The organism is Acidiferrobacter sp., from assembly GCF_054609335.1.
In genome coordinates this window covers 30,176-52,835 of record NZ_JBTRWP010000019.1, presented here as the reverse complement: position 1 = coordinate 52,835, position 22,660 = coordinate 30,176, and the positions used below count along the sequence as shown (strand labels likewise).

The 22,660-nt window shown below is 63.0% G+C and carries 18 protein-coding genes and 2 pseudogenes; 18 read left to right on the top strand and 2 right to left on the bottom strand.

The window, feature by feature from the left end:
- From ACYCTF_RS06925 to ACYCTF_RS06915, 3 genes and pseudogenes are all read left to right on the top strand, one after another.
- A pseudogene (locus ACYCTF_RS06925) lies at positions 1-281 on the top strand (adenylyl-sulfate reductase subunit alpha); the annotation flags it as partial.
- 89 nt (positions 282-370) lie between these two features.
- Positions 371-760, top strand: coding sequence for a hypothetical protein (locus tag ACYCTF_RS06920; RefSeq protein ID WP_461282939.1), 390 nt, complete (start codon positions 371-373; stop codon positions 758-760).
- A 15-nt stretch (positions 761-775) separates the two neighbouring features.
- Complete coding sequence (locus ACYCTF_RS06915) at positions 776-1,285, top strand: FKBP-type peptidyl-prolyl cis-trans isomerase (RefSeq protein ID WP_461282938.1); 510 nt, start codon at positions 776-778, stop codon at positions 1,283-1,285.
- Positions 1,286-1,780: 495 nt separating this feature from the next.
- Here the strand turns inward: ACYCTF_RS06915 and glnD are convergent, their stop codons facing one another.
- Both glnD and map read right to left on the bottom strand, forming a co-directional pair.
- On the bottom strand, positions 1,781-4,444 hold the full coding sequence (gene glnD / locus ACYCTF_RS06910; protein WP_461282937.1) for a [protein-PII] uridylyltransferase: 2,664 nt from the start codon (positions 4,442-4,444) through the stop codon (positions 1,781-1,783).
- 9 nt (positions 4,445-4,453) lie between these two features.
- Positions 4,454-5,221 (bottom strand): type I methionyl aminopeptidase, encoded by a 768-nt coding sequence (map, locus tag ACYCTF_RS06905; RefSeq protein WP_461282936.1) that lies wholly within the window; start codon positions 5,219-5,221, stop codon positions 4,454-4,456.
- A 299-nt stretch (positions 5,222-5,520) separates the two neighbouring features.
- Here map and rpsB point away from each other — a divergent pair.
- From rpsB to dnaE, 15 genes and pseudogenes are all read left to right on the top strand, one after another.
- Positions 5,521-6,258: pseudogene (rpsB, locus tag ACYCTF_RS06900) on the top strand (30S ribosomal protein S2); the annotation flags it as partial.
- A gap of 256 nt (positions 6,259-6,514) precedes the next feature.
- Entirely contained in the window at positions 6,515-7,396 is an 882-nt protein-coding gene (gene tsf / locus ACYCTF_RS06895) for a translation elongation factor Ts (RefSeq protein ID WP_461282935.1), read from the top strand.
- Positions 7,397-7,399: 3 nt separating this feature from the next.
- Positions 7,400-8,122 carry a UMP kinase gene (gene pyrH, locus ACYCTF_RS06890; RefSeq protein ID WP_461282934.1) on the top strand — a complete coding sequence of 241 codons (723 nt, stop codon included), beginning with the start codon at positions 7,400-7,402 and terminating at the stop codon, positions 8,120-8,122.
- Between the two features lie 28 nt (positions 8,123-8,150).
- Positions 8,151-8,672, top strand: a complete 522-nt coding sequence (frr, locus tag ACYCTF_RS06885) for a ribosome recycling factor (RefSeq protein ID WP_461282942.1) — start codon at positions 8,151-8,153, stop codon at positions 8,670-8,672.
- Between the two features lie 33 nt (positions 8,673-8,705).
- Complete coding sequence (uppS, locus tag ACYCTF_RS06880) at positions 8,706-9,464, top strand: polyprenyl diphosphate synthase (RefSeq protein ID WP_461282933.1); 759 nt, start codon at positions 8,706-8,708, stop codon at positions 9,462-9,464.
- The gene (locus ACYCTF_RS06875; RefSeq protein ID WP_461282932.1) at positions 9,457-10,266 is read left to right on the top strand and encodes a phosphatidate cytidylyltransferase; all 810 of its coding nucleotides are present in this window, start codon (positions 9,457-9,459) and stop codon (positions 10,264-10,266) included. The genes uppS and ACYCTF_RS06875 overlap by 8 nt, the downstream gene beginning before the upstream one ends.
- Positions 10,263-11,489 (top strand): 1-deoxy-D-xylulose-5-phosphate reductoisomerase, encoded by a 1,227-nt coding sequence (gene dxr / locus ACYCTF_RS06870; protein ID WP_461282931.1) that lies wholly within the window; start codon positions 10,263-10,265, stop codon positions 11,487-11,489. Before ACYCTF_RS06875 ends, dxr begins: the two co-directional genes overlap by 4 nt.
- Positions 11,483-12,850 (top strand): RIP metalloprotease RseP, encoded by a 1,368-nt coding sequence (rseP, locus tag ACYCTF_RS06865; protein ID WP_461282930.1) that lies wholly within the window; start codon positions 11,483-11,485, stop codon positions 12,848-12,850. Before dxr ends, rseP begins: the two co-directional genes overlap by 7 nt.
- Positions 12,851-12,872: 22 nt before the next feature.
- Entirely contained in the window at positions 12,873-15,164 is a 2,292-nt protein-coding gene (gene bamA / locus ACYCTF_RS06860; protein WP_461282929.1) for an outer membrane protein assembly factor BamA, read from the top strand.
- Positions 15,165-15,234: 70 nt separating this feature from the next.
- Positions 15,235-16,275, top strand: a complete 1,041-nt coding sequence (gene lpxD, locus ACYCTF_RS06855; RefSeq protein WP_461282928.1) for a UDP-3-O-(3-hydroxymyristoyl)glucosamine N-acyltransferase — start codon at positions 15,235-15,237, stop codon at positions 16,273-16,275.
- Positions 16,272-16,718 carry a 3-hydroxyacyl-ACP dehydratase FabZ gene (gene fabZ / locus ACYCTF_RS06850; protein ID WP_461282927.1) on the top strand — a complete coding sequence of 149 codons (447 nt, stop codon included), beginning with the start codon at positions 16,272-16,274 and terminating at the stop codon, positions 16,716-16,718. The genes lpxD and fabZ overlap by 4 nt, the downstream gene beginning before the upstream one ends.
- On the top strand, positions 16,715-17,485 hold the full coding sequence (gene lpxA, locus ACYCTF_RS06845) for an acyl-ACP--UDP-N-acetylglucosamine O-acyltransferase (protein ID WP_461282926.1): 771 nt from the start codon (positions 16,715-16,717) through the stop codon (positions 17,483-17,485). Before fabZ ends, lpxA begins: the two co-directional genes overlap by 4 nt.
- Positions 17,485-18,654, top strand: coding sequence for a lipid-A-disaccharide synthase (gene lpxB / locus ACYCTF_RS06840; RefSeq protein WP_461282925.1), 1,170 nt, complete (start codon positions 17,485-17,487; stop codon positions 18,652-18,654). Before lpxA ends, lpxB begins: the two co-directional genes overlap by 1 nt.
- On the top strand, positions 18,642-19,223 hold the full coding sequence (gene rnhB / locus ACYCTF_RS06835) for a ribonuclease HII (protein ID WP_461282924.1): 582 nt from the start codon (positions 18,642-18,644) through the stop codon (positions 19,221-19,223). The genes lpxB and rnhB overlap by 13 nt, the downstream gene beginning before the upstream one ends.
- A complete protein-coding gene (dnaE, locus tag ACYCTF_RS06830) occupies positions 19,220-22,660 on the top strand; it encodes a DNA polymerase III subunit alpha (RefSeq protein ID WP_461282923.1) in 3,441 nt (1,146 codons plus the stop codon). Before rnhB ends, dnaE begins: the two co-directional genes overlap by 4 nt.

The window sequence follows — 22,660 nt, the reverse complement described above, 5'->3', positions numbered from 1 at the left end:
AGATCATGGAAGAAGACCTTGAGAAGATCGCCGCCGAGGACATCCACGAACTGTTGCGCGCCTGGGAACTGAAGCATCGCCACCTCACCTCCGAAGCGGTCATGCAACACACCCTGTTCCGCAAGGAGACCCGCTGGCCAGGGTACTACTACCGGGGGGACGCGATGAAGCTCGACGATGCAAACTGGCACGTCCTCACCGTATCGCGCCGCAATCCTGAGACCGGCGAATACACCATGGAAAAGGCCCCATGCTACCACTTGGTCGGCAAGGACGGGTGAGCCGCAGCCCCGGCAGCGGGCCTCATGGCCGCTGCCGGCCACCCTGAAGGCCGCACGCTTATTGCGCCGTTGTTTCAGAGGAATTACTCATGAGTAGCTCTATCGTTCAGGCCACACCCAAGACCTCCACGAACATTATCGATCACACTGACGAGGCGATTCTGGCGCTCGCCCACCCCATGTGGCGCGACCTGATCAAATACTCAAACCAGGGGCAATACGGCAAATTCATCCGCAATTTCTCCTACGACCTGCTGCTCGGCCTCAATGAAGTCGAAGTCGGCAAGCAGTTCGCTAACAGCGAACTGACCCGGAGCCTGCAGAAGGAATGGGATTACCTGGGCATCATTCGTAGAGGGCAGCATGTCACGGTGCTGTACCGGGTCCGAAGCACGAAGAGGGAAGGTGAATGGCTCGGTCGGCTGGTGCTAGGCTACGAACAAGGTGAGGTGCGTATCTTTGCCGCCTCCATTTTCTGAAACGTTGGGATAGCCATGAAAGCCATCATAGAAGCCAACAAATATGTTGAACTGACCTATAAGGTCATCGACCAGAAAACACGCCAGGTGCTGACGCAGGTCGAGTTTCCTCTGGGCTATGTCCATGGCGTCACCGAGATATTGTCGCCCCAGGTCATGGGCGCGCTGGAAGGCAAATCCGAGGGCGATATCATCGAGGTGCACATAGACTGCAACGACATCTATGGCCCCCGGGACGAAGCACTGGTAGTTATTGAGGCCATCGCGAACGTCCCCGAAGAATACCGTGAAGTCGGAACGGCCATCTTGATGGAAAACGACAACGGTCAAACTAAGAGTTTTCTGGTGACCCGAGTGGACGCCAGAACGGTAACGATCGACGGCAATAACCCACTGTGCGGCCGGGAAGTGATTTTCAAGCTCGAGATAGTGATGGTACGTGATGCCACCGATGAGGAAATCCAGCACGGCGGCAAGGTGGAAGCGGCCCCCGACCTGAACAACTGTCGCGCCGTTCCGGTTTGAATGGTGTGAAAACGGCCTGCGCAACGGAAAGTGCAGCGCTGAACACAAACCCGGTAACCGGATTTAACTCCATCGCTCGATCTGTTACGCGTGGGGTAGCCTGGTATCGGTGTTTCCGAGCCCCATTTTCCAATGAGAGGTAAACAATGAGCGAGCCCACCAAAACGAAGCGTCCGGTCCCGGAAGGCAAATCGCGCTTTCTGACAACCCGGCAAAAGGCGCCGAACGAGAAGGGTTACGTTGGGTACGAGACCATCTGGGAACCGTTCCATAAAGAAGTCAAATACACCACGCCCAAGAAGCCGTAAATCTGGCGGCGCGAACCTGACCGGTCGCGTGGCCATGGTTTACATCAGCAAGACCTTCCGGATTCGGAGGTCCCGCCGCCGGACGGGCGGGCCGCCTGAGTCCTGGGGGCTTCTTTCGGGGTTGGGGGGCAACAGTTTAAGGGGCCGCGCCGATGACACTCGATCCGTCGCTATTTTGAGAAGCGGGTTAGGCAGGCACCCTGGTGGCGGTTTCCGGGAAGGGGCCGTCGATGCGGGCGCGGATGGCGTGGGCCAGATCCGTGAGACGCTGCGAGGATCCGCGCCCGAAGGGTTTGCCGTGTTCGTCGGTGAGGAAGAACACATCTTCGGCGCGTTCGCCAAAGGTGCCGACCTTGGCGGTGACGATGCGGGTACGGTTTGCGTAGAGCGCGAGGGCCAGTTGATGGAGCAGGCCCGGGCGGTCTTGGGCGATCACCTCCATAACCGTGAGCTGACCGTTGGCGGTCGACGAGAAGTTGATCTCAGTCTTGATCGGAAAGTTTTTTAGGGCTCGCGGCAAGGGACGGGCGGCCGACTCGTGAAACCCCGTTCCGAGGTCGACGCGCACTTGTTCGCGCATCTGCAAAAGCTCGCGTTTGGCCGGCAGGATGCCGTTGGGCGTGAGCGCGACAAAGCAGTCGAGGGCATAACCCGATGCCATGTGGATGCGCGCATCGACAATGGAGAGGTTCATGCGATCGAGGCTGCCCGTAAGGACGGCGAAGAGTTCGTCGCTCAGTGGATTGAAGACGAGGAACTCGATGGCTGCCTGGTCGGGGCGCACACGCGCCTCTATGACCGGCAGCGCACTTTCGGCCGCCCCTGCGATGGCGCAGGCATGCCATGCCAGGGCCTCGGCGTCGTGGCGCAGGAAGTAGTCGGCGTCCATGCGTGCCCAGTGCCGCTCGATAGCTTCGGGGCTCGCGCAGTCGCCCAGAAGCTGCAAGGCGTTGCGCCGTGCGTCGGTGATGCGGGCGTCGACGTCGATGGCCTCGCCGATCCCGCGGCGCAGGACGCGGGTCGTATCGCGGTAGAGCCCCGTGAGGAGCTTGCCCTTCCAGTCATTCCATACCGTCGGGCTCGTGCCGCGGATATCGGCAACGGTGAGTACATAGAGATTATCCAGATGTTCGCGATCGCCGACGAAGCGGGCGAAGTCGGAGACCACCTGGGGATCGGAGATGTCGGTGTGCTGCGCGGTCCATGACATGATCAGGTGGTGGCGCACGAGCCAGGCCACGAACTGGGCGTCGTAATCGCTGAGACCCAGACGTTGGCAGAACGCGTGCGCCTCGGCCTCCCCCAGACGCGAATGGTCACCGCCGCGTCCCTTGGCGATGTCATGAAAGAGGGCGGCGAGATACAGCCGTTCGGGCTTGGCGAGGGAGCGCGCGACCTCGCTTGTCATCGGCAGCTCGTGGGCGAATGCAGCCACCATGACGCGTCGCACGTTGCGCAGGACAAACAGGCTGTGTTCATCGACCGTGTAGACGTGAAAGAGGTCGTGCTGCATCTGTCCCACGATCTTTCCGAAGGCGGGTATATAGGCGCCGAGGACGCCGTAGGCGTTCATGCGTCGCAAGGCCTTGGTGATCCCCGACGGGGCGCGCAGGATGGCCAGGAAGGCCTTTTGGGTTTCAGGGTCCTTACGGAAGGCCCCGTCGATCAAGGGGAGATGGGCGCGTAGGAGGCGGATGGTCGCGGCGCGCACACCCTCGAGTTCCGGGTGGTCCTGGAGGACTCGAAAGAGGCCCAGTATGGCGCACGGATTCTTGGCGAAGACATGGGCGTCGACGGTTTCCAAGAAGCCGTTGCGGGCGCGGAATTCCGGGGTGAGGGTTGTCAGGGCCGGGCGTTTGCCACCAGGCAGGGCCTCGGCGAAATGCTGAAGCAGGATTTCATTCAGGAGCTGGACCTGCTTGACGGTGCGATAGTAGCGCTTCATGAACTGTTCGACGGCGAGCCGTCCCGGGCGATCGGCATAGCCCATCTGATGGGCGAGCGCGCGCTGGTGGTCGAACAGTAGGCGATCCTCGCGCCGGCGGGCGAGGAAGTGCAGGCCGTTACGCACCTGCCAGAGAAAATTACGGGCATCGATGAGCGAGCGGTATTCGCGTTCGCCGAGGAAGCCTATCTTGACGAGGTCGTGGAGGTCAGCGGATCCCAGATGGCGCTGGGCGATCCAGCCGATCATATGGATGTCGCGCAGGCCGCCGGGGCCTTCCTTGACGTTCGGCTCAAGGTTGTAGCCAGTATCGTCGTAGCGTGCGTAGCGGGCTTTTTGTTCGGCAAGCTTGGCCTCGTAGAAGCGCGCGCTCGGCCAGAGTTGCGGGGAGGCCAGTTCATGCACGAGGCGGGCGAGGAGCGCCTCGTCGCCCATCAAGAGGCGCGCCTCCATGAGATTGGTCATGACGGTCGCGTCACCGCGCGCGACGCGTAGGCAATCGCGCACCGATCGCACGCTATGGCCTACGGTGAGCCCTATGTCCCAGAGGAAGCGCAGGAAAGGTTCGGCGAAGGCCTGCGTCTTGTCGTAGCGAGGGCTGTCCTGGAGCAGCAGCAGGTCGATGTCGGACGCCGGGTGGAGTTCGCCGCGCCCATACCCGCCAACTGCCACCAGCGCGATGGAGATCCGATCGGGAAGTTTATGCTCGTGTTCCGTATAGGCGCGCGACAGGATGTCGTCGATCAAGGCCGTGCGTAGGCGCAGGGTCTGGACCCCGAGACCCCGGCGTCGACGGGGCAATTCGGCTTCGTGGGCTGCGCGCAGACGGGTGTCGCCGACCCGCAAGGCCTCGCGGAATCGCGCGATGTCGGGGTTTGCGGGCGGTGGCGCGATGGTATTGGTCAAGGCGCGGTCCTAGATCGTCTCATCCGAGCGCAAGGTCAGGACCTCGTAACCTGTGGGCGTGACGAGTATCGTGTGCTCCCATTGGGCGGACAGGCCGTGATCCCGGGTCACGACCGTCCAGTTGTCAGGTAGCAGTTTGACCCCGGCCCCGCGCTGATTGATCATGGGCTCTATCGTAAAGATCATGCCGGGCTCCAGGGTGACGCCGGTACCGGGGTTTCCATAATGCAGGACCTGCGGGTCTTCGTGGAAGCCGCGGCCGATGCCGTGTCCGCAGTATTCGCGTACCACCGAGTAGTGGCGGCTCTCGGCCAGGGCCTGGATGGCGTGCCCTATGTCGCCCAAGTGTATACCCGGACGCACCATGCGGATCCCCTGCACCATGCACTCGTAGGTCGTTTCCGTCAGGCGTCGCGCTGCGACCGAGGGCTCCCCGATATAGAACATGCGGCTCGTGTCACCATGGTAGTCCTCCTTGATCACCGTGATGTCGATATTGACGATGTCGCCGCGTTTCAGTTTGCGGTCGCCCGGTATGCCGTGGCAGACCTGATGGTTGACCGAGGTGCAGATCGAGCGCGGGAAGCCGTGATAATTGAGCGGCGCCGGGATCGCTTTTTGGGTATTCACGATATAGTCGTGACAGATGCGGTCGAGTTCGTCCGTAGTCACGCCGGGCGTGACATGAGGGGCGATCATCTCGAGGACATCGGCGGCTAGGCGGCCGGCCACGCGCATTTTCTGGATCTCGCTTTCGGTCTTGATCGTTATGGCCATCAGGGGTCTTGGGTTCCGGGGGTTGAGCTGTGTGAGTGATAGCTTATTGTCGGCGGTCCGCGTCCGGCGTTCAACCATCGCGCGTGGGCGCTCGGTGCGTTTCGTACCAGGCGGGACGATTCGCACTGTTACCGGACCCTCACTCATGGTAGCATGCGCCCACGCGAGGATCCCCCTCGCGCCCTCGTTTTGAGGGATTATCGCACGCAGGTCGTCACGGCGTTCGGGTGCTCCGGGCCTTAAAGGCGCGGGGTCGACGTCCGGGACCTGCGGTGGACTAACCCGTTTGGAGATATGTCATGGCTAATGTCACGATGCGTGAAATGCTTGAGGCCGGCTGTCATTTTGGCCATCAGACCCGGTTCTGGCACCCGAAAATGCGCCCCTATATCTTTGGTGAGCGCAACAACATCCACATCATCAATCTCGAGAAGTCGCTGCCCATGTTGAGCGAGGCGGCGACATTCGTGCGCAAGCTCGCTTCGAACAAGGGCACGATCCTGTTTGTCGGCACCAAACGCCAAGCCGCCGAGATCGTGCGTGCCGAGGCGATCCGGGCCGGTTGCCCCTATGTGGACCATCGCTGGCTGGGCGGCATGTTGACGAATTACAAGACGGTGCGCCGTTCGATCGAGCGCCTGAAGCGGCTCGAGGAGCTGCTCGCCGAAGGCGGTGGGGCCGAGAAGCTGTCGAAGAAGGAGACGCTGACTCTGGAGCGCGAGCGCGCCAAACTGGATCGGAGCCTGAGCGGCATCAAGGATATGCCGAGCCTGCCAGACGCCTTGTTCGTGGTCGACGTGGGTCACGAGTATATCGCGGTGGGCGAGGCCAATAAGCTCAAGATCCCGGTCGTGGCGGTGGTCGACTCGAATTGCAAGACCGACGGCGTCGATTACGTCATTCCGGGCAATGACGATGCCAGTCGCGCCATAACCCTCTATGCCCGCACCATGGCCGATGCCGTCCTCGAAGGCCGTGCCGCCGTGACAACGGTGGCCCCTTCAGGCGACGAAGAGTTCGTTGAAGTGAAGGAAGATCCGGCCACGCGCACGGCCCCCCGCAAGAAGGCCGCGAGCCCCTATGATGGCTATGTGGGCGAAGCCGAAGGGGATACTGAGGGCGCCGGGCCGAGCCCCGCCGCCACGGATACGCGCAAGGCTCGACCCAAGGGTCGCGAAGGGGCGGGCGCCAAACCCGCCCGCGGTGGTCGCGGCCGGTCCTGAGGTCGGCTGGGCGGATATTGATAGGCAAAGGGGGGCAAAGCCCCCTTTTGTGTGCGTATGAGGATGAGATATGGCGATTTCAGCGGCACAGGTGAAGGAACTTCGGGAGCGGACCGGGCTGGGTATGATGGAGTGCAAGACCGCGCTCACGGAGACCGACGGCAATATCGAGGCGGCGATCGACTTGCTGCGCAAGAAGGCTGGCGCCAAGGTGGATAAAAAGGCCCATCGCGTGGCGGCTGAAGGGGCGGTTGCGGCCCATGTCGATGCCAGCGGTCGGGTGGGCGCGCTCGTGGAGGTCAATAGCGAGACCGATTTTGTGGCCAAGGAGGAGCGCTTCGTGGGCTTCGCCGAGGCGCTTGCGGTGCTCGTGGCGGAAAAGAACCCCGTTGATCTGGAGGCCCTGCTGGCCTTGGCGTATCCGGGCGGCGGCACGGTGGCCGAGGCCCGCGCGGCTCTCGTGGCCCAGTTTGGGGAAAACATGGCCGTGCGTCGCTTTGCGCGGCTCGAGGCCGAAGGCGGTGTGCTCGGGCATTATGTCCATGGGCGGCGGATCGGTGTGCTGGTGGCGCTTACACAGGGAGATCCGGGCGTGGCGCGTGACCTCGCCATGCATGTCGCCGCCAACAAACCCGCCTATGTACGGCCGGACGAGGTTCCGGCGGATGTCGTGGCCCGCGAGAAGGCAATCTATGTCGCGCAGGCCGCTGAGTCTGGGAAACCCGCCGACATCATAGAGAAGATGGTGATGGGCAAGGTCCGGAAGTACTTGGAGGATAGCACCCTGGTCGGCCAGCCCTTCGTCAAGGATCCGGAGATCACGGTGGCAGCCTACTTGAAACGCTCCGGCGCCGACGTGAAACGCTTCTACCGTCTCGAGGTTGGCGAAGGGATCGAGCGCGAGGTCAGCAACTTCGCCTCGGAAGTCATGTCTCAGGTGAAGGGAAGCTGATCTATGGCGCGTTACCGGCGCGTGCTCCTGAAGCTGAGTGGCGAGGCGTTGATGGGCTCGGCCGGTTACGGCATCGACCCGGAAGTGCTGAAGGCGATGGCCGATGCCGTGGCCGAGGCCTCTGACGGCACTGGCCTTGCGATCGTGGTGGGCGGGGGCAACATCTTTCGTGGCGTGTCGAGTTCGGCGCGGGATATGGACCGCGCGGAGGCCGACCTCATGGGTATGCTGGCGACGGTCATGAATGCCTTGGCCTTGGGCGAGGCCCTGCGGGCTCGCGGCGTGGTGGCGCATATCCAGTCGGCGCTGCCGGTGGGTACGGCGGTGCCCGCCTTCGACCGGCGCCATGCGCTCGCGTGTCTGGATAGGGCTGAGGTCGTCATATTCGCGGCTGGGACCGGCAACCCATTTTTTACGACGGACACGGCGGCGAGCCTGCGGGCCTTGGAGATGCGGGCCGATATCATGCTAAAGGCCACCAAGGTCGACGGTGTGTATTCCGCGGACCCCAAGCGCGATCCCGCCGCGGTGCGCTTCCGGCGCCTCAGTTACGATGATATCTTGCAGCGCAGGCTCGGGGTCATGGACGCTACGGCGATCGCGCTGTTGCGGGAATATCGGGTCCCATTGCGCGTCTTTGACATGACACAGCCTGGGGCGCTCGCCCGTATCTTGGCGGGGGCCGAGGAAGGGACTTTAGTAGAAGAAGGAGCGCAGTGTGAGTGAGGACCTGAAAAAAGACGTTCAGGCGCGCATGGCCAAGTCTCTCGAGGCCCTGAAGGCGGAGTTGGGCCGGATCCGCACGGGACGCGCCAATACCGCACTTTTGGACCACATCATGGTCGACTACTACGGGACCAAGACGGCCCTCTCCAAAGTCGCCAACGTCACGGTCGCCGATGCCCGCAACCTCGTCGTGAATCCCTGGGAGAAGGGCGTGGTCGCAGCCATCGAGCGCGCGATCATGGAGTCGGGACTCGGCTTCAATCCTGTGACGACCGGCACGACGATCCGTATCCCCATGCCGTCCTTGACCGAGGAGCGGCGTCGGGAACTTGGCAAGGTGGCCCGCGGTGAAGGCGAGAATGCCAAGGTCGCGGTACGCAACATCCGGCGCGACACGAACAATCACCTGAAGGAACAGGTCAAGAAAAAGTTGCTTTCCGAAGATGAGGAGAAGCGTTTGGTCGAGGCGGTCCAAAAGGCCACTGATCAATTCATCGCGGAAATCGACAAGTTGGTCGGAGCGAAGGAACGGGATATCCTGGAGATCTAACCGGGGGCGCGCCAATACGCCTATAATCTTGATATGACGACGATGGATCAGGGTTCTATGGAAGGCGGTCTTCCCTCACATGTCGCGGTGATCATGGACGGCAATGGGCGCTGGGCTAAGGCGCGCGGCCAGGCCCGTATCCAGGGGCATCGCAAGGGTGTCGAGATGGTCCGCGAACTCGTAGCGGCGTGCGCCGAAAAGGGCATCCGGGCGGTCACGCTGTTCGCCTTCAGCAGCGAGAACTGGCGGCGGCCGCGGCTCGAGGTGCGTCTCCTGCGCCAGCTGTTTTTGTTTGCGCTCGACCGCGAGATCGCAAAACTCCATGACAACGATATCCAGTTCCGTGCCATCGGTGATATTGGCGCCTTCGGGCCCGAGATCGTGCAGCGCGTGCGCGACGCTGAGGCCATGACCTGCCAGAACAAGCGGCTGCGTCTCACCATAGCCGCCAACTACGGGGGGCGATGGGATATCGCGCAGGCCTGTGCGCGAGTCGCCTTGGAGGTGCGCGCCGGAACGCTCGAGCCCGCCGCCATCACCCCCGACACCCTGGCGCCCTACCTCAGCATGGCCGACGTTCCGGAACCCGATCTCTTCATCCGCACAGGTGGCGAGCAAAGGATCAGCAACTTCCTTTTGTGGCAGTTGGCCTATACGGAGCTCTATTTCACGCCCGTGTTATGGCCCGACTTCGATCGCAAACAGTTCGATATCGCCCTGGAATCCTTCGCCGGGCGGCAGCGGCGTTTCGGGCGCACGGGAGATCAAGTCGAGGCGGCGTGGCGTGCTTAAAGAGCGCCTGCTGACGGCGCTCGTCGCGGGCTCCCTGCTGCTTGCGGGCCTTATCTTCCTGAATAGCTTGGGTGTCGCCGTCCTGTTGGGCGCCGTGACGCTGCTGGCGGCGTTCGAGTGGTCGTCGCTTGTCCACCCGGGAATGGCGGTGGGGTTGGCCTACACGGCTTTGACGGCGATCGTTGGGGTCGCGAGCCTCGCGGTGCCGCTTGTGGTGGTCGTGGCGGCTGCACTCGTCTGGTGGGCTTGGGCGGCCGGCGAGGTATTCATGTTTCGTGACCGCGCGAGCCCTTTGTGGCAGCTAACGGCCCTCAAGTGGCTGGTGGGCCTGTTTGTGCTCGTGCCGGCGTGGCGGGGGTGTCTTGCCCTGAAAATGCAGGACCCCTCCCATCCAGGGCTCCTGATTTGGCTGCTCGCCATGGTGTGGGCGGCCGATAGCGTGGCCTATTTTGCCGGACGTGCCTTCGGTCGCCGCAAGCTTGCGCCCCTTGTGAGCCCTGGCAAGACCGTGGAAGGGGCGCTGGGTGGTGTGGCGGGGGCGGCGGCGGTCGGCGGCGCAGGCGCTTGGTGGCTTGGTGTACTACCACTCGGCATAGGCGGGGGGGTCCTTTTGGGGGTCGCGATCGCTATGCTGTCGATCGTAGGCGATCTGCTCGAGAGCAAGGCCAAGCGATTGGCGTCGGTCAAGGATTCCGGTCGCTGGTTGCCCGGTCACGGCGGCGTCCTCGATCGCATCGATGCCTTGACGGCGGCGGCACCACTCTTTGTGTGGACCATGCGTGATCTGGGGGTTCTTCGATGAGACGGGAAACGGACCACCCTGGGCATGAGGGTCGGGCAGGGCTTGCGGTGCTTGGGGCCACAGGTTCGATCGGGGTGAGTACCCTGAAGGTTGTCGCCTTGCATCCGGATCGGTTCGAGGTGGTGGCGCTCTCTGCCTATCAGCGCATCGACGAGCTGCGGGCGCTGTGCCGGACGTGGAGGCCCGCCATCGCGGTCGCGCATGCCCCGGAGGCAGCGGCGGCGCTGGCCCAGTCGCTCGTGTCCGAAGGCACAGAAGTCTGGTCGGGGCCCGAGGCGCTCGAGCGCGCCGTGTGCGATCCGCGGGTGACGACCGTGGTCTGCGGTATCGTCGGGGCGGCCGGTCTCAAGTCGGCGTGGGCGGCGGTGGCGGCCGGCAAGCGCGTGCTGTTTGCCAACAAGGAGCCGCTCGTTATGTCGGGCCACCTGCTGCTGGCGCTCGCGCGCAAGAGTGGTGCGGAGTTGCTGCCGCTCGATAGCGAACACAATGCTGTTTTTCAATGTTTGCCCGCGGGCCGGCCGGACCTTGTCCGGTCCGGGGTGCGGCGCATCCTGCTCACCTGTTCCGGTGGTCCGTTTCGCAATACCCCGGCTAGCGAATTCGCGCGTGTGACGCCCGAGCAGGCGTGCGCGCATCCTCGCTGGAGCATGGGGCGCAAGATTTCGGTTGATTCAGCCACGTTGATGAACAAGGGGCTCGAGTTGATCGAGGCCTGTCGCCTATTCGAGGCCAGGCCCGAGCAGGTCGATATCGTGATTCACCCGCAAAGTGTGATCCATTCGCTCGTCGAATATATCGACGGGTCGGTGTTGGCGCAGCTCGGGAATCCGGATATGCGTACCCCGATTGCGCATGCCCTCGGGTTTCCGGACCGTATCGAGGCGGGCGTGGCGCGTCTCGATTTGGCTGCCATTGGCAGGCTGGATTTCGAGGAGCCCGATGAGGCGCGTTTTCCGTGTCTTGGGCTTGCGCGCGCCGCGGCGATTGCAGGCGGCAGTGCCCCGACTGTGTTGAACGCTGCAAACGAAGTCGCGGTGGAGGCGTTCCTGGCGCGCACGCTTCCGTTTGCCGCCATCCCCACGGTGATAGAGTCGGTGCTTGCCATGCGGCCTGTGGTGGCGGTGGAGAGTCTCGAGGCCATACTCGAGGAAGATGGACGCGCGCGCGAGGCAGCGCGCGTGGCCGTGATTGCGCAGGGCGCGAAGGGGGTTTGGGCGTGTTGACAGAGATCGGATACAGCGTGCTCGGTTACGTGCTCGCGATCGGTGTCCTGATCGCGGTGCACGAGTTCGGACACTACATCGTGGCCCGCGGGCTTGGCGTGAAGGTCCTGCGGTTTTCGATAGGTTTTGGAAAGCCGCTCATCCTGCGCCGGGCGGGGCGTGACGCGACTGAATACGTGCTCGCGGCAGTGCCTTTGGGTGGTTACGTGAAGATGCTCGACGAGAACGAAGGCGAGGTGCCGGCCGCCGAGCGGCATCGCGCGTTCAACCGCCAGCCCATCTGGAAGCGGATCGCGATCGTGCTCGCGGGTCCGGGCTTCAACTTTCTGTTCGCGATTTTGGCCTATTGGGTGGTGTTCATGACCGGCATACCCGGTCTGAAGCCCATCATCGGCAAGGTGGCGGCGCATTCGCCCGCGCAGGCGGCGGGTCTGCGGGCGGGTGATCTCATCACACGCATCAATGGTCGGCGTGTGCAAAGCCTGGGTCAGGACCGGCTGTATCTTTTCCAGGAGGCCCTGGAGCATGCCCCGGTGCGCATGCAGGTGCTGACGAAAGGGGGCGTTCAGCGGACCGTGACGCTCAATCTCGATGGCGTTCACGCGCGCGCCCTGAGCAAAGGCCATTTGAGTTCCGTGCTCGGGATCTATGGTTGGCAGCCTAAGCTCATACCGCGTATCTCGGAGGTCATGGCGCACGATCCGGCGGGCAAGGCCGGGCTCAAAGTCGGCGATCTCGTGACGCGCATCAACGGGCAGCCGATGAAGGATTGGGCGCAAGTGGCCCATGTCATCCGCCGCCATCCGGGGGAGGCTCTGCGTTTTTCCGTCCGCAGGCACGGACAAAAACGGCAATTGATCATCACGCCAAAAGCCGTTAAGGTGGGAACCCGAAATATCGGCCAGATCGGTGCTGGCATCCGCGTTCCGACTTTGCCGCCCGGGATGCGCGTCATGGTTCGATTTGGGCCTGTGACGGCGTTGCGGGCGGCTTTGACCGATACGTGGCTCATGAGCCGTTTGACGGTCGAGATGCTGGGGAAGATGGTGCTGCTCCAGGTCTCGCCAAAGAGCATCAGCGGTCCGATCACGATCGCGCGGTATGCCGGTTATTCGGTGCAGGTGGGTTTCTCGAGCTTTTTGATGTTTCTCGGGGTGATCAGTGTCAGTCTCGGGGTCCTGAACTTGATGCCCGTGCCTGTCCTCGACGGGGGCCACGTCTTCTTCTATCTGCTCGAGTGGGTCAAGGGAGGACCGATCTCTGAGCAGGCGATCGGATGGGGACAGCGTGTCGGCGTGACCTTGCTAGTAGGTCTCATGATGCTTGCCTTCTATAACGACATTACGCGTATTCTCGGATAAGCAACGAGGCGGGCTTCAAGCAATGAAAAAATGGTTGACGGCGCTCTGTTTGGCGAGCGCGCTTACGGGACCGGCTCAGGCCGCCTCCTTTGTGATCGCTCATATCAAAGTTACGGGTCTGAAGCGAATCTCGCAGGCCACGGTCATGACCTATCTCCCCGTGCGGGTGGGCGAGAGGCTGACTTCGATCCGCGCCGAGCGCGCCATTCAGGCGTTGTTTAAGACTGGCTTTTTTCGCGACGTCAAGCTCGAGGAGGCGGGTCATACGCTGATCGTGGCGGTGCGCGAGCGGCCGGCTATCGCGAGCATCACTATCAAAGGCACGCATGTCATCAAGCCGAAGAAGCTTCTCAAGTCGCTTGCGGACATGGGGTTTGCCAAGGGCCGCGTGTTCAATCACGCGCTCCTGCATGAGACCAAGCAGGCCTTGCGACGCCAATACTTCAACCGCGGATATTACGCCGCGCGCGTCGTCACGACCGTGAAGTCCCTACCACGTGACCGGGTCGGGGTGAGTATCGCCGTGACCGAGGGCAAGATTGCTCGCATCAAGCAGATCACCATCGTCGGCAATCATCGCTACAAGGAAGGGCGGCTGCTCGGCCGCTTCAAGCTCGGTCCCCCGGGTCTCTTCAGTTTCTTTACCGGTAACGATCGCTACTCACGTCAGAAGCTCGAGGCGGATCTCGAGAACCTGCAGAACTTCTATCTGAATCGTGGCTATCTGCAGTTTCGCCTGGTATCGACGGTGGTGGCCATCACCCCGAGCAAGGATTGGATCTATGTCACGGAGAACGTGCACGAAGGGCACGTCTACCGGATCTCGAATTACCGGTTCGCCGGTCGACAGATTCTCGCGCCCGCGACGCTCGCTTCCTTGATGCGCATAAAGCCCGGGCAGGTATTCTCGCGCGAGCGCATCACCAAAGGTACGCGTCGGATCATCCGCAAGCTTGGCAATCGTGGTTATGCCTTTGCCAATGTCCGGGTGGTACCGGCCGTGAATCGCAAAGACCACACCATCGCGCTCACGCTGTATGTCGAGCCAGGCCAGCGCGTCTATGTGCGGCGGATACGATTCTTCGGCAATACCGTGACGCAGGATGCGGTGCTGCGCCGCACCATGCGCCAGTACGAGGGCGCGTGGTTTTCCGCCAAGCGCATCAAGCAGTCAGTGACATTGCTTCGGCGGCTCGGCTTCTTTACGACCGTGCGCGTGACCACGCCGCCTGTGCCTGGGCATCCGAACGAGGTGGATGTGGAGGTGCACGTCAAGGAGCGCCCGACCGGCAGCATCGTCGCGGGCCTCGGCTACTCGGACCTCTATGGCATCTTCATCAACGGTTCGGTGACCTATCAGGATGTGCTCGGGACCGGCAAAGAGGTGTCGGTGACCGCCGATACTTCGGTGGCCTACAAGGACATCAATCTCACCTATGTGAACCCGTACTACACGAGCTCGGGGATCAGTCGCGGCTTCAATGTCTACGACAGCTCCTTCAACGCGGCCGCCGCCTACACCGCCGCCTATAACGAGAGTACGGTCGGGGCCGGGGTGTTCTACGGCATTCCGATCGGGGTCAATCGGACCGTCAATATCGGTCTGGCCGCCGAGCGCGTGGGGATTACGGTCAACTCGACGAGCGCCCAGGTGGCGCAGAACTTCGTGGCCCGCCACGGATCGACGAACGACATCATCAAGGCCACCTTCGGTTGGTCGCGCAATACCCTGAACAATGCGATCTTCCCGACAAGCGGGACCTATCAGCAGTTGAGCGGGGAGGTGGGTTTGCCTGGCGGTAGCCTCGAGTACTACCGGGCCTCCTATCTGGCCAGCGTGTTCTTCCCCTTCGGGCGCCAGTACAGCTTGAAACTCAGCAACGAGTGGAGCTACGGTAACGGTTACGGGAATACGCATAGCCTGCCGTTTTTCAAGAACTTTTACGCCGGCGGCGCAAACTCCGTGCGGGGCTTCCAGAACGAATCGCTGGGCCCGCGGGATAGTTTGCCGCCCTATGACCCGATCGGCGGCAACAAGCGCATACTGGCGAGCGCGGAGTTCTTCTTCCCGGTGCCTGGCACCTCGGTGAATAACCGCTCCATGCGGCTGTCGACCTTTATCGACGCGGGCCAGGTGTACGGGCCTGGCCAGCGCATCGCGTTCAATCAGATTCGCGCGTCATTTGGCGTTGCATTCGACTGGTTCTCGCCGATCGCGCCTTTGAGCATCAGTATCGCCCGGCCGCTGAACGCCCAGCCGGGCGATCAGACGCGCGCCGTCCAGTTCACGTTGGGCACGCTCTTTATGTACTAGCGGGAATCGGCGCCAGTGGCTAGGCTTCGGAACTAGAAGACGGGCGGAGGCGGGCGCGACCCGAACGGACATGGCCTATACATTGCGGGAATTGGCGGACGCGGCTTCGGCCACGTTGCGCGGGCAGGGGGAGATCGAGATCGATGCCGTGGCGCCGCTCAATCGGGCTGGGCCTCGGCAGGTGGCGTATTGCGCGTCGCCGCGCTATCGGACGCTGATTGCGACCAGTCGGGCAGGCGCGCTCATACTGCACCGGGACGACGGCGACGCGTTCCCGGGGAATGTGCTTTTGTGCGATGATCCGCGGATCGCCTTCGCGCGCATCGCGCGGCTTCTCCACCCCCCAGGTACCGTCCCGCCGGGCCGCCATCCGAGCGCCGTCATCCATGAAAGCGCCGTAGTGGCCGAGAGCGCAAGCATTGGGCCGCAGGCGGTGATTGAGGCAGACGCGCATGTAGGGGAGCATGCCGTCATCGGCGCCGGGGCTGTGATAGGCGAGCGCTGCACGGTCGCTGCGTTCACGCGTGTCGAGGCGCGCGCCGTGATCATGCATGACTGCGTGATAGGCGAGCGCTGTGTGATATCCCCAGGAGCTGTGATCGGCGGCGAGGGCTTCGGCTATGTGCGGGAAGCCGATGGGCGATGGGCCAAGGTGCCACAGCTTGGCCGGGTGGTGATCGGCAACGAAGTGGACGTTGGAGCCAATACCACCATCGACCGCGGCGCGCTTGGGGATACCGTCATCGCCGACGGCGTGAAGCTCGATAACCTGATCCAGATCGCCCACAATGTGAAGGTCGGCGAGGATACCGCCATGGCCGGGTGCGTCGGCGTAGCGGGAAGCGCGGTCATCGGAAAGCGCTGCCTGATCGCGGGGGGGTCTGGGATCATGGGCCATATTACAGTAGGCGATGACGTCGAGGTGACGGCGATGTCGTTTCTGAAGGGGTCAGTGGCGGGCCCCGGCCGTTATTCGTCGAGCCTGCCGGCAGCCGATGCCGACGTATGGGCACGCAATCTCGGGCGCTTTCGGCACCTGGATGAATTAGCGCGGCGCTTGCGTCGCGTCGAGCAAACAATAAAACAGATCTTGTCAGGGGGAACCCATTGAATACGCTGGACATTCAACAGGTGTTGAGGCACCTCCCACACCGCTACCCCTTTCTCTTGATCGATCGGGTGCTGGACTATGTCCCCAACGAATCGCTCGTGGCGATCAAAAACGTCACTATCAACGAGCCGTTTTTCCAGGGACACTTTCCCGAGTATCCGGTGATGCCGGGCGTATTGGTCATCGAGGCCATGGCTCAGGCCTGCGCCATCCTGTCGTTCAAGACGCTTGGGAAGCTGCCTGCTGACGGCGGCATTTATCTATTCGTTGGTATCGATAAAGCCCGCTTCAAACGCCAGGTGAGCCCCGGGGACCAGCTGCGCCTGAACGTCAAACTGACCCGCAAGATGAAGAGTATCTGGCGTTTCGAGGCGACGGCGACGGTCGATGAGGCGGTGTGTTCGACCGCGGAACTCATGTGCACCTACAAGGAGCTCGCATGATTCATCCGCACGCTCTCGTCGATCCGCGAGCGGAGATCGGCGCGGATGTGGAGATCGGGCCGTTTACGATCATTGGGCCCGAGGTTGTGATCGGGGCGGGGACGTCGATAGGGTCGCACACGGTCATCAAAGGCCCTACGCGCATCGGCCGTGACAACAAGATCTTCCAGTTCAGCTCGATCGGTGAGGTGCCGCAGGACTTGAAGTACCACGGCGAACGTACGACGCTCGAGATCGGCGATCGCAACGTCTTTCGCGAATTTTGCACCATCAACCGCGGCACGGGCGGAGGCGGCGGTATTACGGAAATCGGCCACGACAACCTGTTCATGGCCTATGTCCATATTGCCCATGATTGCCGCATCGGCAACCACACGGTATTTGCCAACTGTGCAAGCCTCGCCGGGCACGTGCTGGTCGGGGATTACGCCGTGCTGGGGGGCTTTACCGGGATCCACCAGTTTTGTCGGGTCGGCGAACATTGCATGACCGGCGCGGCCACCGTGGCGGTGCAGGATATTCCGCCCTACGTACTCGCCGCCGGCAATTCGGCGCGGCCCTACGGCATCAACGTCACGGGCCTGAAGAGACGGGGCTTTACGGCGGAGGGCATCAATATGCTGAAGAGGGCCTACAAGACCATCTATAAATCGGGCCTGCGGCTCGACGAGGCGATCGGCAAGATCGATGACATGGTGCCCGAATACGGGGAACTCGACGTCTTGGCGCGCTTTCTCAAGGTCGAGGGCCGGGGCATCATCCGGTAATGGGCTTGCGCGTGGGCATCGTGGCCGGCGAGGCGTCGGGCGACGCCCTCGGTGCGGGCCTCATGAGGGCCATGCAGGCGGTGACCCCCTGCAGCTTCGAAGGGGTGTGTGGGCCTTTGATGATCGCCGAAGGGGGCTCGAGCCGGGTTCCCATGGAGGCCTTGTCGGTCATGGGTATAGCGGAGGTGGCCGGGCGCCTGCCGGAGCTCCTGCGCATGCGCCGCGACCTCATCGCTTATTTCCGCAAGATCCGCCCGGATGTCGTGATCGGCATCGATTCGCCGGATTTCACGCTCGCGCTCGAGCGTGCGCTGAAGGCTGAAGGCATCCCGACCGTGCACTATGTGAGTCCTACGGTATGGGCATGGCGACGCTATCGCGTGCGGACTGTGGCGGCGAGCGCCGACCGTTTACTCACCCTGTTTCCCTTCGAGCCGCGTTACTATGAGGGACGCATGGACGCAATCTGCGTCGGCCATCCCTTGGCGGACGCCATACCCTCGGGGACTTCGGCAGCCCAGGCGCGTGCCGAACTGCGCCTGGAGGCCCAAGGGCCTGTGGTGGCCCTGCTGCCGGGCAGCCGCGTGTCCGAGCTGCGCGCGCATGCGGAACTCTTCGTGAAGACTGCGCAAAGGCTTGCGGTACGCTATCCCGGCTGCCGATTTGTGGCGCCCTTTGTCAATCGTGAGACGCGCGCGATCTTCGACCAAGTGCTCACAGAACAGAAGGCCTTCGACCTGCCGATCACGCGCCTCCATGGTCACGCACGGATTGCGATGGCGGCCGCCGACCTGGTGCTTTTGGCCTCAGGGACCGCGGCCCTGGAGACTGCGCTCGTCGGGCGTCCCATGGTAGTGGTCTACAGGCTCTCGTCGTTCACCTACCGCCTGGTCCGCAGTCTCTCGAAGCTTCCTTACGTCTCTTTGCCCAATCTGCTGCTCGAACGCGATGTAGTCCCCGAGCTCCTGCAGTCCGAGGCCAACCCGGATCGGTTGGTACGCGCCGCTGAGGTGTTCCTGGAAGATCCCGAGCGGTGCCGGCAGACCATGGCCGCCCTCGCCGAGGTGCGCGAGCGCCTAGGCCAGGGCGCCAATGCCCGAGCGGCGGAGGCGGTGCTGAATCTCGTGGGCGCGCGCGGGCAGGCGCGTGAGGCTTCATGCGCATCGTAGCCGGCATCGACGAGGTGGGTGTGGGACCGCTCGCGGGCCCGGTGGTGGCCGCCGCCGTGGTGCTGGCTCCACGTCACGGGCTTATAGGCCTCGCCGATTCGAAGCGTTTGACGAAGCGGCGCCGGACCCTCTTGGCCGAAGAGATCAAGGGGCGCGCGCAGGCGTGGGCGCTGGGGCGCGCGGAGGTGGAGGAGGTGGATCGCCTGAACGTCTTGCACGCCGCGTGGCTTGCTATGCGGCGTGCCGTGGAAAATCTCGCCTTGGCGCCGGAGTTCGCGCTGGTTGATGGCGTGCACCTGCCGGTCTTGCCCTGCCCAGGCCGCGCCATCGTGCGCGGCGACGCGCGGGTGCCGGTCATATCGGCGGCCTCGATCGTGGCCAAGGTCGCGCGCGACGCTGAGATGTGCGAGTGGGATACCGTCTACCCGCAGTACGGCTTTGCCAGCCACAAGGGCTACGGCACGGCACGCCACCTCGAGGCGTTGAGCCGTTTCGGTGCATGTCCCTTGCACCGTCAGAGTTTCGCCCCGGTCCGCGCGGCCTGTGCCCTGCGGGAGGGGGCGTCATGAAGGGCTTCGTCCATCTGCGCGTCCATTCGGAGTATTCGCTCGCCGATGGTCTGCTGCGCTTAGACGACCTCGTCTCGGCCTGCCATGAAAAGGGTATGCCGGCCGTGGCGCTCACGGATCTCGCCAACCTGTTTGGCATGGTGAAGTTCTACAATAAGGCGGTCGCTGCCGGGATCAAGCCCATCATCGGGGCCGACGTCTTGATCCGCAGCGACGACCCTCAGCGACCCTATCGCGCTGCGCTGCTCTGCCAGAATCTGCAGGGATATCGGTCGTTGAGCCGCCTGCTCACGCGCGCCTACGGCGAGGGGCAGGATAGTGGCCGCGCCTGCATAGAACAGGCCTGGCTCGTGGGCGAGAGCGAGGGCCTGATCGCGCTCTCCGGGGGGCAGGACGGCGATGTCGGTCAGTTTCTTGTCGGCGGGCACATGGATCGGGCGCAGGAGGCGGCGCGCCAGTGGGCGGGACTTTTCCCGGACCGCTTTTATATCGAGCTGCAACGTAACGGCCGCCCCTGGCAGGAGGAGTACAACGGGCGTGCGGTGGGGCTTGCGCGGCGGCTGCGGATTCCCTTAGTCGCGACTCATGACGTACGCTTCCTGGCCGCGGAGGACTTCGAGGCCCACGAGATCCGGGTCTGTATTCACGAGGGTCGCACGCTCGCCGATCCAAGGCGCCCCCGCCACTATACCGAACGCCAATATCTGACCGACCCGGCGGAGATGGCGGCCCTGTTCGCCGACATCCCCGAGGCCATCGAGAATACTCTGGAGATCGCCCGCCGCTGTACGGTCTCCTTGCGTTTCGGGGACTACTATTTGCCGCGGTTTCCGGTCCCCGAGGGGGCCTCTGTGGACGACGTGGTCCGCGATGACGCGCGCGCGGGTTTGCTGCGGCGCATGGCGCGCTTTAGCCCCGCGGAGCGCGCGCGCCTGGACGGACCGTATCAGGAGCGCCTAGATCTCGAGCTCTCGGTCATCATCAAGATGGGCTTTTCCGGGTACTTCCTGATCGTCGCTGACTTCATCGACTGGGCGCGGCGCAACGACGTGCCGGTGGGTCCCGGGCGCGGATCGGGGGCCGGATCGCTGGTCGCTTATGCGCTGGGTATCACGGAACTCGATCCCATCGAATACGACTTGCTCTTCGAGCGCTTCCTGAACCCAGAGCGCGTGTCGCTGCCGGATTTCGACGTCGACTTCTGCATGGACGGTCGCGATCGCGTCATAGAGTATGTGACGGAGCGCTACGGTTCTGACAAGGTCTCGCAGATCATCACCTTCGGCACCATGGCGGCGAAGGCCGTGGTGCGCGATGTGGGACGCGTGCTCGACCATCCCTATGGCTTCGTCGACAAGCTCGCCAAGCTGATTCCGCACGATCTTGGCATCACGCTCGACGAGGCGATCGCCCAGGAGGCGGCGCTAAAGGAGAGGTACGAGCAGGAGGAGGACGTGCGCGCCCTGCTCGACGCGGCGCGCAAGCTCGAGGGCTTGTCCCGCAACGCCGGTAAGCACGCGGGCGGCGTGGTGATCGCGCCGAGCGCCTTGACCGACTTTATGCCGCTGTATTGCGAAGCTGGCAGCGGGCAGTTCGTCACCCAGCTCGACAAGGATGATGTCGAGGCGCTAGGGCTCGTCAAGTTCGATTTCCTGGGCCTGCGGACGCTCACGATCATCGCCAAGGCGGTGACGATGATCGATCGTCGCCGGGCGCGCGAGGGGCAAGGCCCCTTGTCGGTCAGTGACCTTGCCATAGATGACACGGTCGCCTTCGACCTCTTGAAGCAATGCCGGACCACGGCACTCTTCCAGCTCGAGTCGCGCGGCATGAAGGATCTCATCCAGCGTCTGCAGCCGGACCACTTCGAGGATATCGTGGCCCTGGTGGCGTTATTTAGGCCAGGTCCCCTGCAGTCGGGCATGGTCGACGATTTCATCAATCGCAAGCATGGACGCGCGCGCATCGAGTACCCGCACGAGGCCTTGGCGCCGATCCTGAAGCCCACCTATGGCGTCATCCTTTATCAGGAGCAGGTGATGCAGATCGCGCAGGTGCTGGCCGGCTACAGCCTCGGCAAGGCGGACCTTCTGCGCCGCGCTATGGGCAAGAAGAAGCCCGAGGAGATGGCCAAGCAGCGTGAGGGTTTCGTCGAGGGGGCGCGTGAGCGCGGCTGCGATCCCAGGCTCGCCACGTCGATCTTCAATCTGATCGAGAAATTTGCAGGCTACGGATTCAACCGTTCGCACTCCGCGGCCTACGCGCTCCTGTCCTATCAGACCGCTTGGCTGAAGGCTCATCATCCGGCCGAGTTCATGGCCGGCGTGCTGTCGGCGGATATGGACAAGACTGACAAGGTGGTGACGATGATCGCGGAGTGCCGGGAGATGGGCATCACGGTGTCGCCGCCCGACATAAACCGTTGCGATTACGAGTTCGTACCTGTCGACGATCGCACCATCCTCTATGGCCTGGGGGCCATCAAGGGGCTCGGTGAAGGTGCCGTTGACGCGGTTTTGAAGGCGCGCGGGTCGACCCCGTTTGCGGATCTTTTTGATCTTTGCCGAAGGGTCGAGGACAAGCGGGTGAACCGCCGCGCCTATGAGTGTCTGATCGCGGCCGGAGCCTGTGATGCCCTGGGACCGCATAGAGCGGCGATGATGGCGTCCTTGGACACGGCCTTGAGCGCCGCCGTCCAGCGTGGGCGCGATGCGGCGGTGGGGCAGGACGATCTCTTCGGCGATGCCATCGCCTTCAAGCCGGAGTTCGCCACCGTGGACCCGTGGCCCATGGAGAGGCGGCTCGAGGCGGAAAAGGACACCTTGGGGCTCTATCTCACGGGGCATCCCATCGATCGCTATGCCGCCGAGCTAAAGAGGATCACGAAAACCGCGATATCCGATCTCAAGCCTACCGAAAATTCCTCCATCATGGTGGGGGGGCTGGTGGTGGCGCTACGCGTCATCAACACCCGCCGTGGCGATCGCATGGCCTTTGTGACCCTGGATGATCGCACCGGGCGTATTGATCTTGCCATGTTCGGGGAGCTCTACCAGCGTTATCGCGAGCGCGTCGTCAAGGATGCGCTCGTCATCGTCAAGGGCAGCGTCAGTACCGATGAATACTCCGGCGGCTTCAAAATGACGGCCGAGGCCATCTATAATATCGACGAGGCGCGGGCGGCCTTTGCCACCCGGCTTGTGATGGACATCGAGTCCGATCGTTGCGATGAGCGTTTTGTAGACGGGCTGCGGGAGATATTGGGTCCGGTGCGAGCCGGCAAGTGCCCGATCGTCGTGCGTTACCACCGTCCCGAAGGGGTGGCGGATCTGGTATTCGGCGAGGAATGGCGTGTCACGCCCAATGAGGCGGTGATGCGGCAATTGGACGCGCTTGCGCCGGACGGCCATGCGCACTTGATCTACCAGGACGGATAG

Excerpts from the sequence above, each read along its gene's own strand:
- ACYCTF_RS06915 (WP_461282938.1), top strand. The coding sequence starts at position 776 with ATGAAAGCCATCATAGAAGCCAACAAATATGTTGAACTGACCTATAAG.
- uppS (WP_461282933.1), top strand. The coding sequence starts at position 8,706 with ATGACGACGATGGATCAGGGTTCTATGGAAGGCGGTCTTCCCTCACAT.
- frr (WP_461282942.1), top strand. The coding sequence starts at position 8,151 with ATGGCCAAGTCTCTCGAGGCCCTGAAGGCGGAGTTGGGCCGGATCCGC.
- map (WP_461282936.1), bottom strand. The coding sequence starts at position 5,221 with ATGGCCATAACGATCAAGACCGAAAGCGAGATCCAGAAAATGCGCGTG.
- ACYCTF_RS06920 (WP_461282939.1), top strand. The coding sequence starts at position 371 with ATGAGTAGCTCTATCGTTCAGGCCACACCCAAGACCTCCACGAACATT.
- lpxA (WP_461282926.1), top strand. The coding sequence starts at position 16,715 with ATGATTCATCCGCACGCTCTCGTCGATCCGCGAGCGGAGATCGGCGCG.
- rnhB (WP_461282924.1), top strand. The coding sequence starts at position 18,642 with ATGCGCATCGTAGCCGGCATCGACGAGGTGGGTGTGGGACCGCTCGCG.
- pyrH (WP_461282934.1), top strand. The coding sequence starts at position 7,400 with ATGGCGCGTTACCGGCGCGTGCTCCTGAAGCTGAGTGGCGAGGCGTTG.
- dnaE (WP_461282923.1), top strand. The coding sequence starts at position 19,220 with ATGAAGGGCTTCGTCCATCTGCGCGTCCATTCGGAGTATTCGCTCGCC.
- bamA (WP_461282929.1), top strand. The coding sequence starts at position 12,873 with ATGAAAAAATGGTTGACGGCGCTCTGTTTGGCGAGCGCGCTTACGGGA.
- tsf (WP_461282935.1), top strand. The coding sequence starts at position 6,515 with ATGGCGATTTCAGCGGCACAGGTGAAGGAACTTCGGGAGCGGACCGGG.
- lpxD (WP_461282928.1), top strand. The coding sequence starts at position 15,235 with ATGGCCTATACATTGCGGGAATTGGCGGACGCGGCTTCGGCCACGTTG.
- lpxB (WP_461282925.1), top strand. The coding sequence starts at position 17,485 with ATGGGCTTGCGCGTGGGCATCGTGGCCGGCGAGGCGTCGGGCGACGCC.
- dxr (WP_461282931.1), top strand. The coding sequence starts at position 10,263 with ATGAGACGGGAAACGGACCACCCTGGGCATGAGGGTCGGGCAGGGCTT.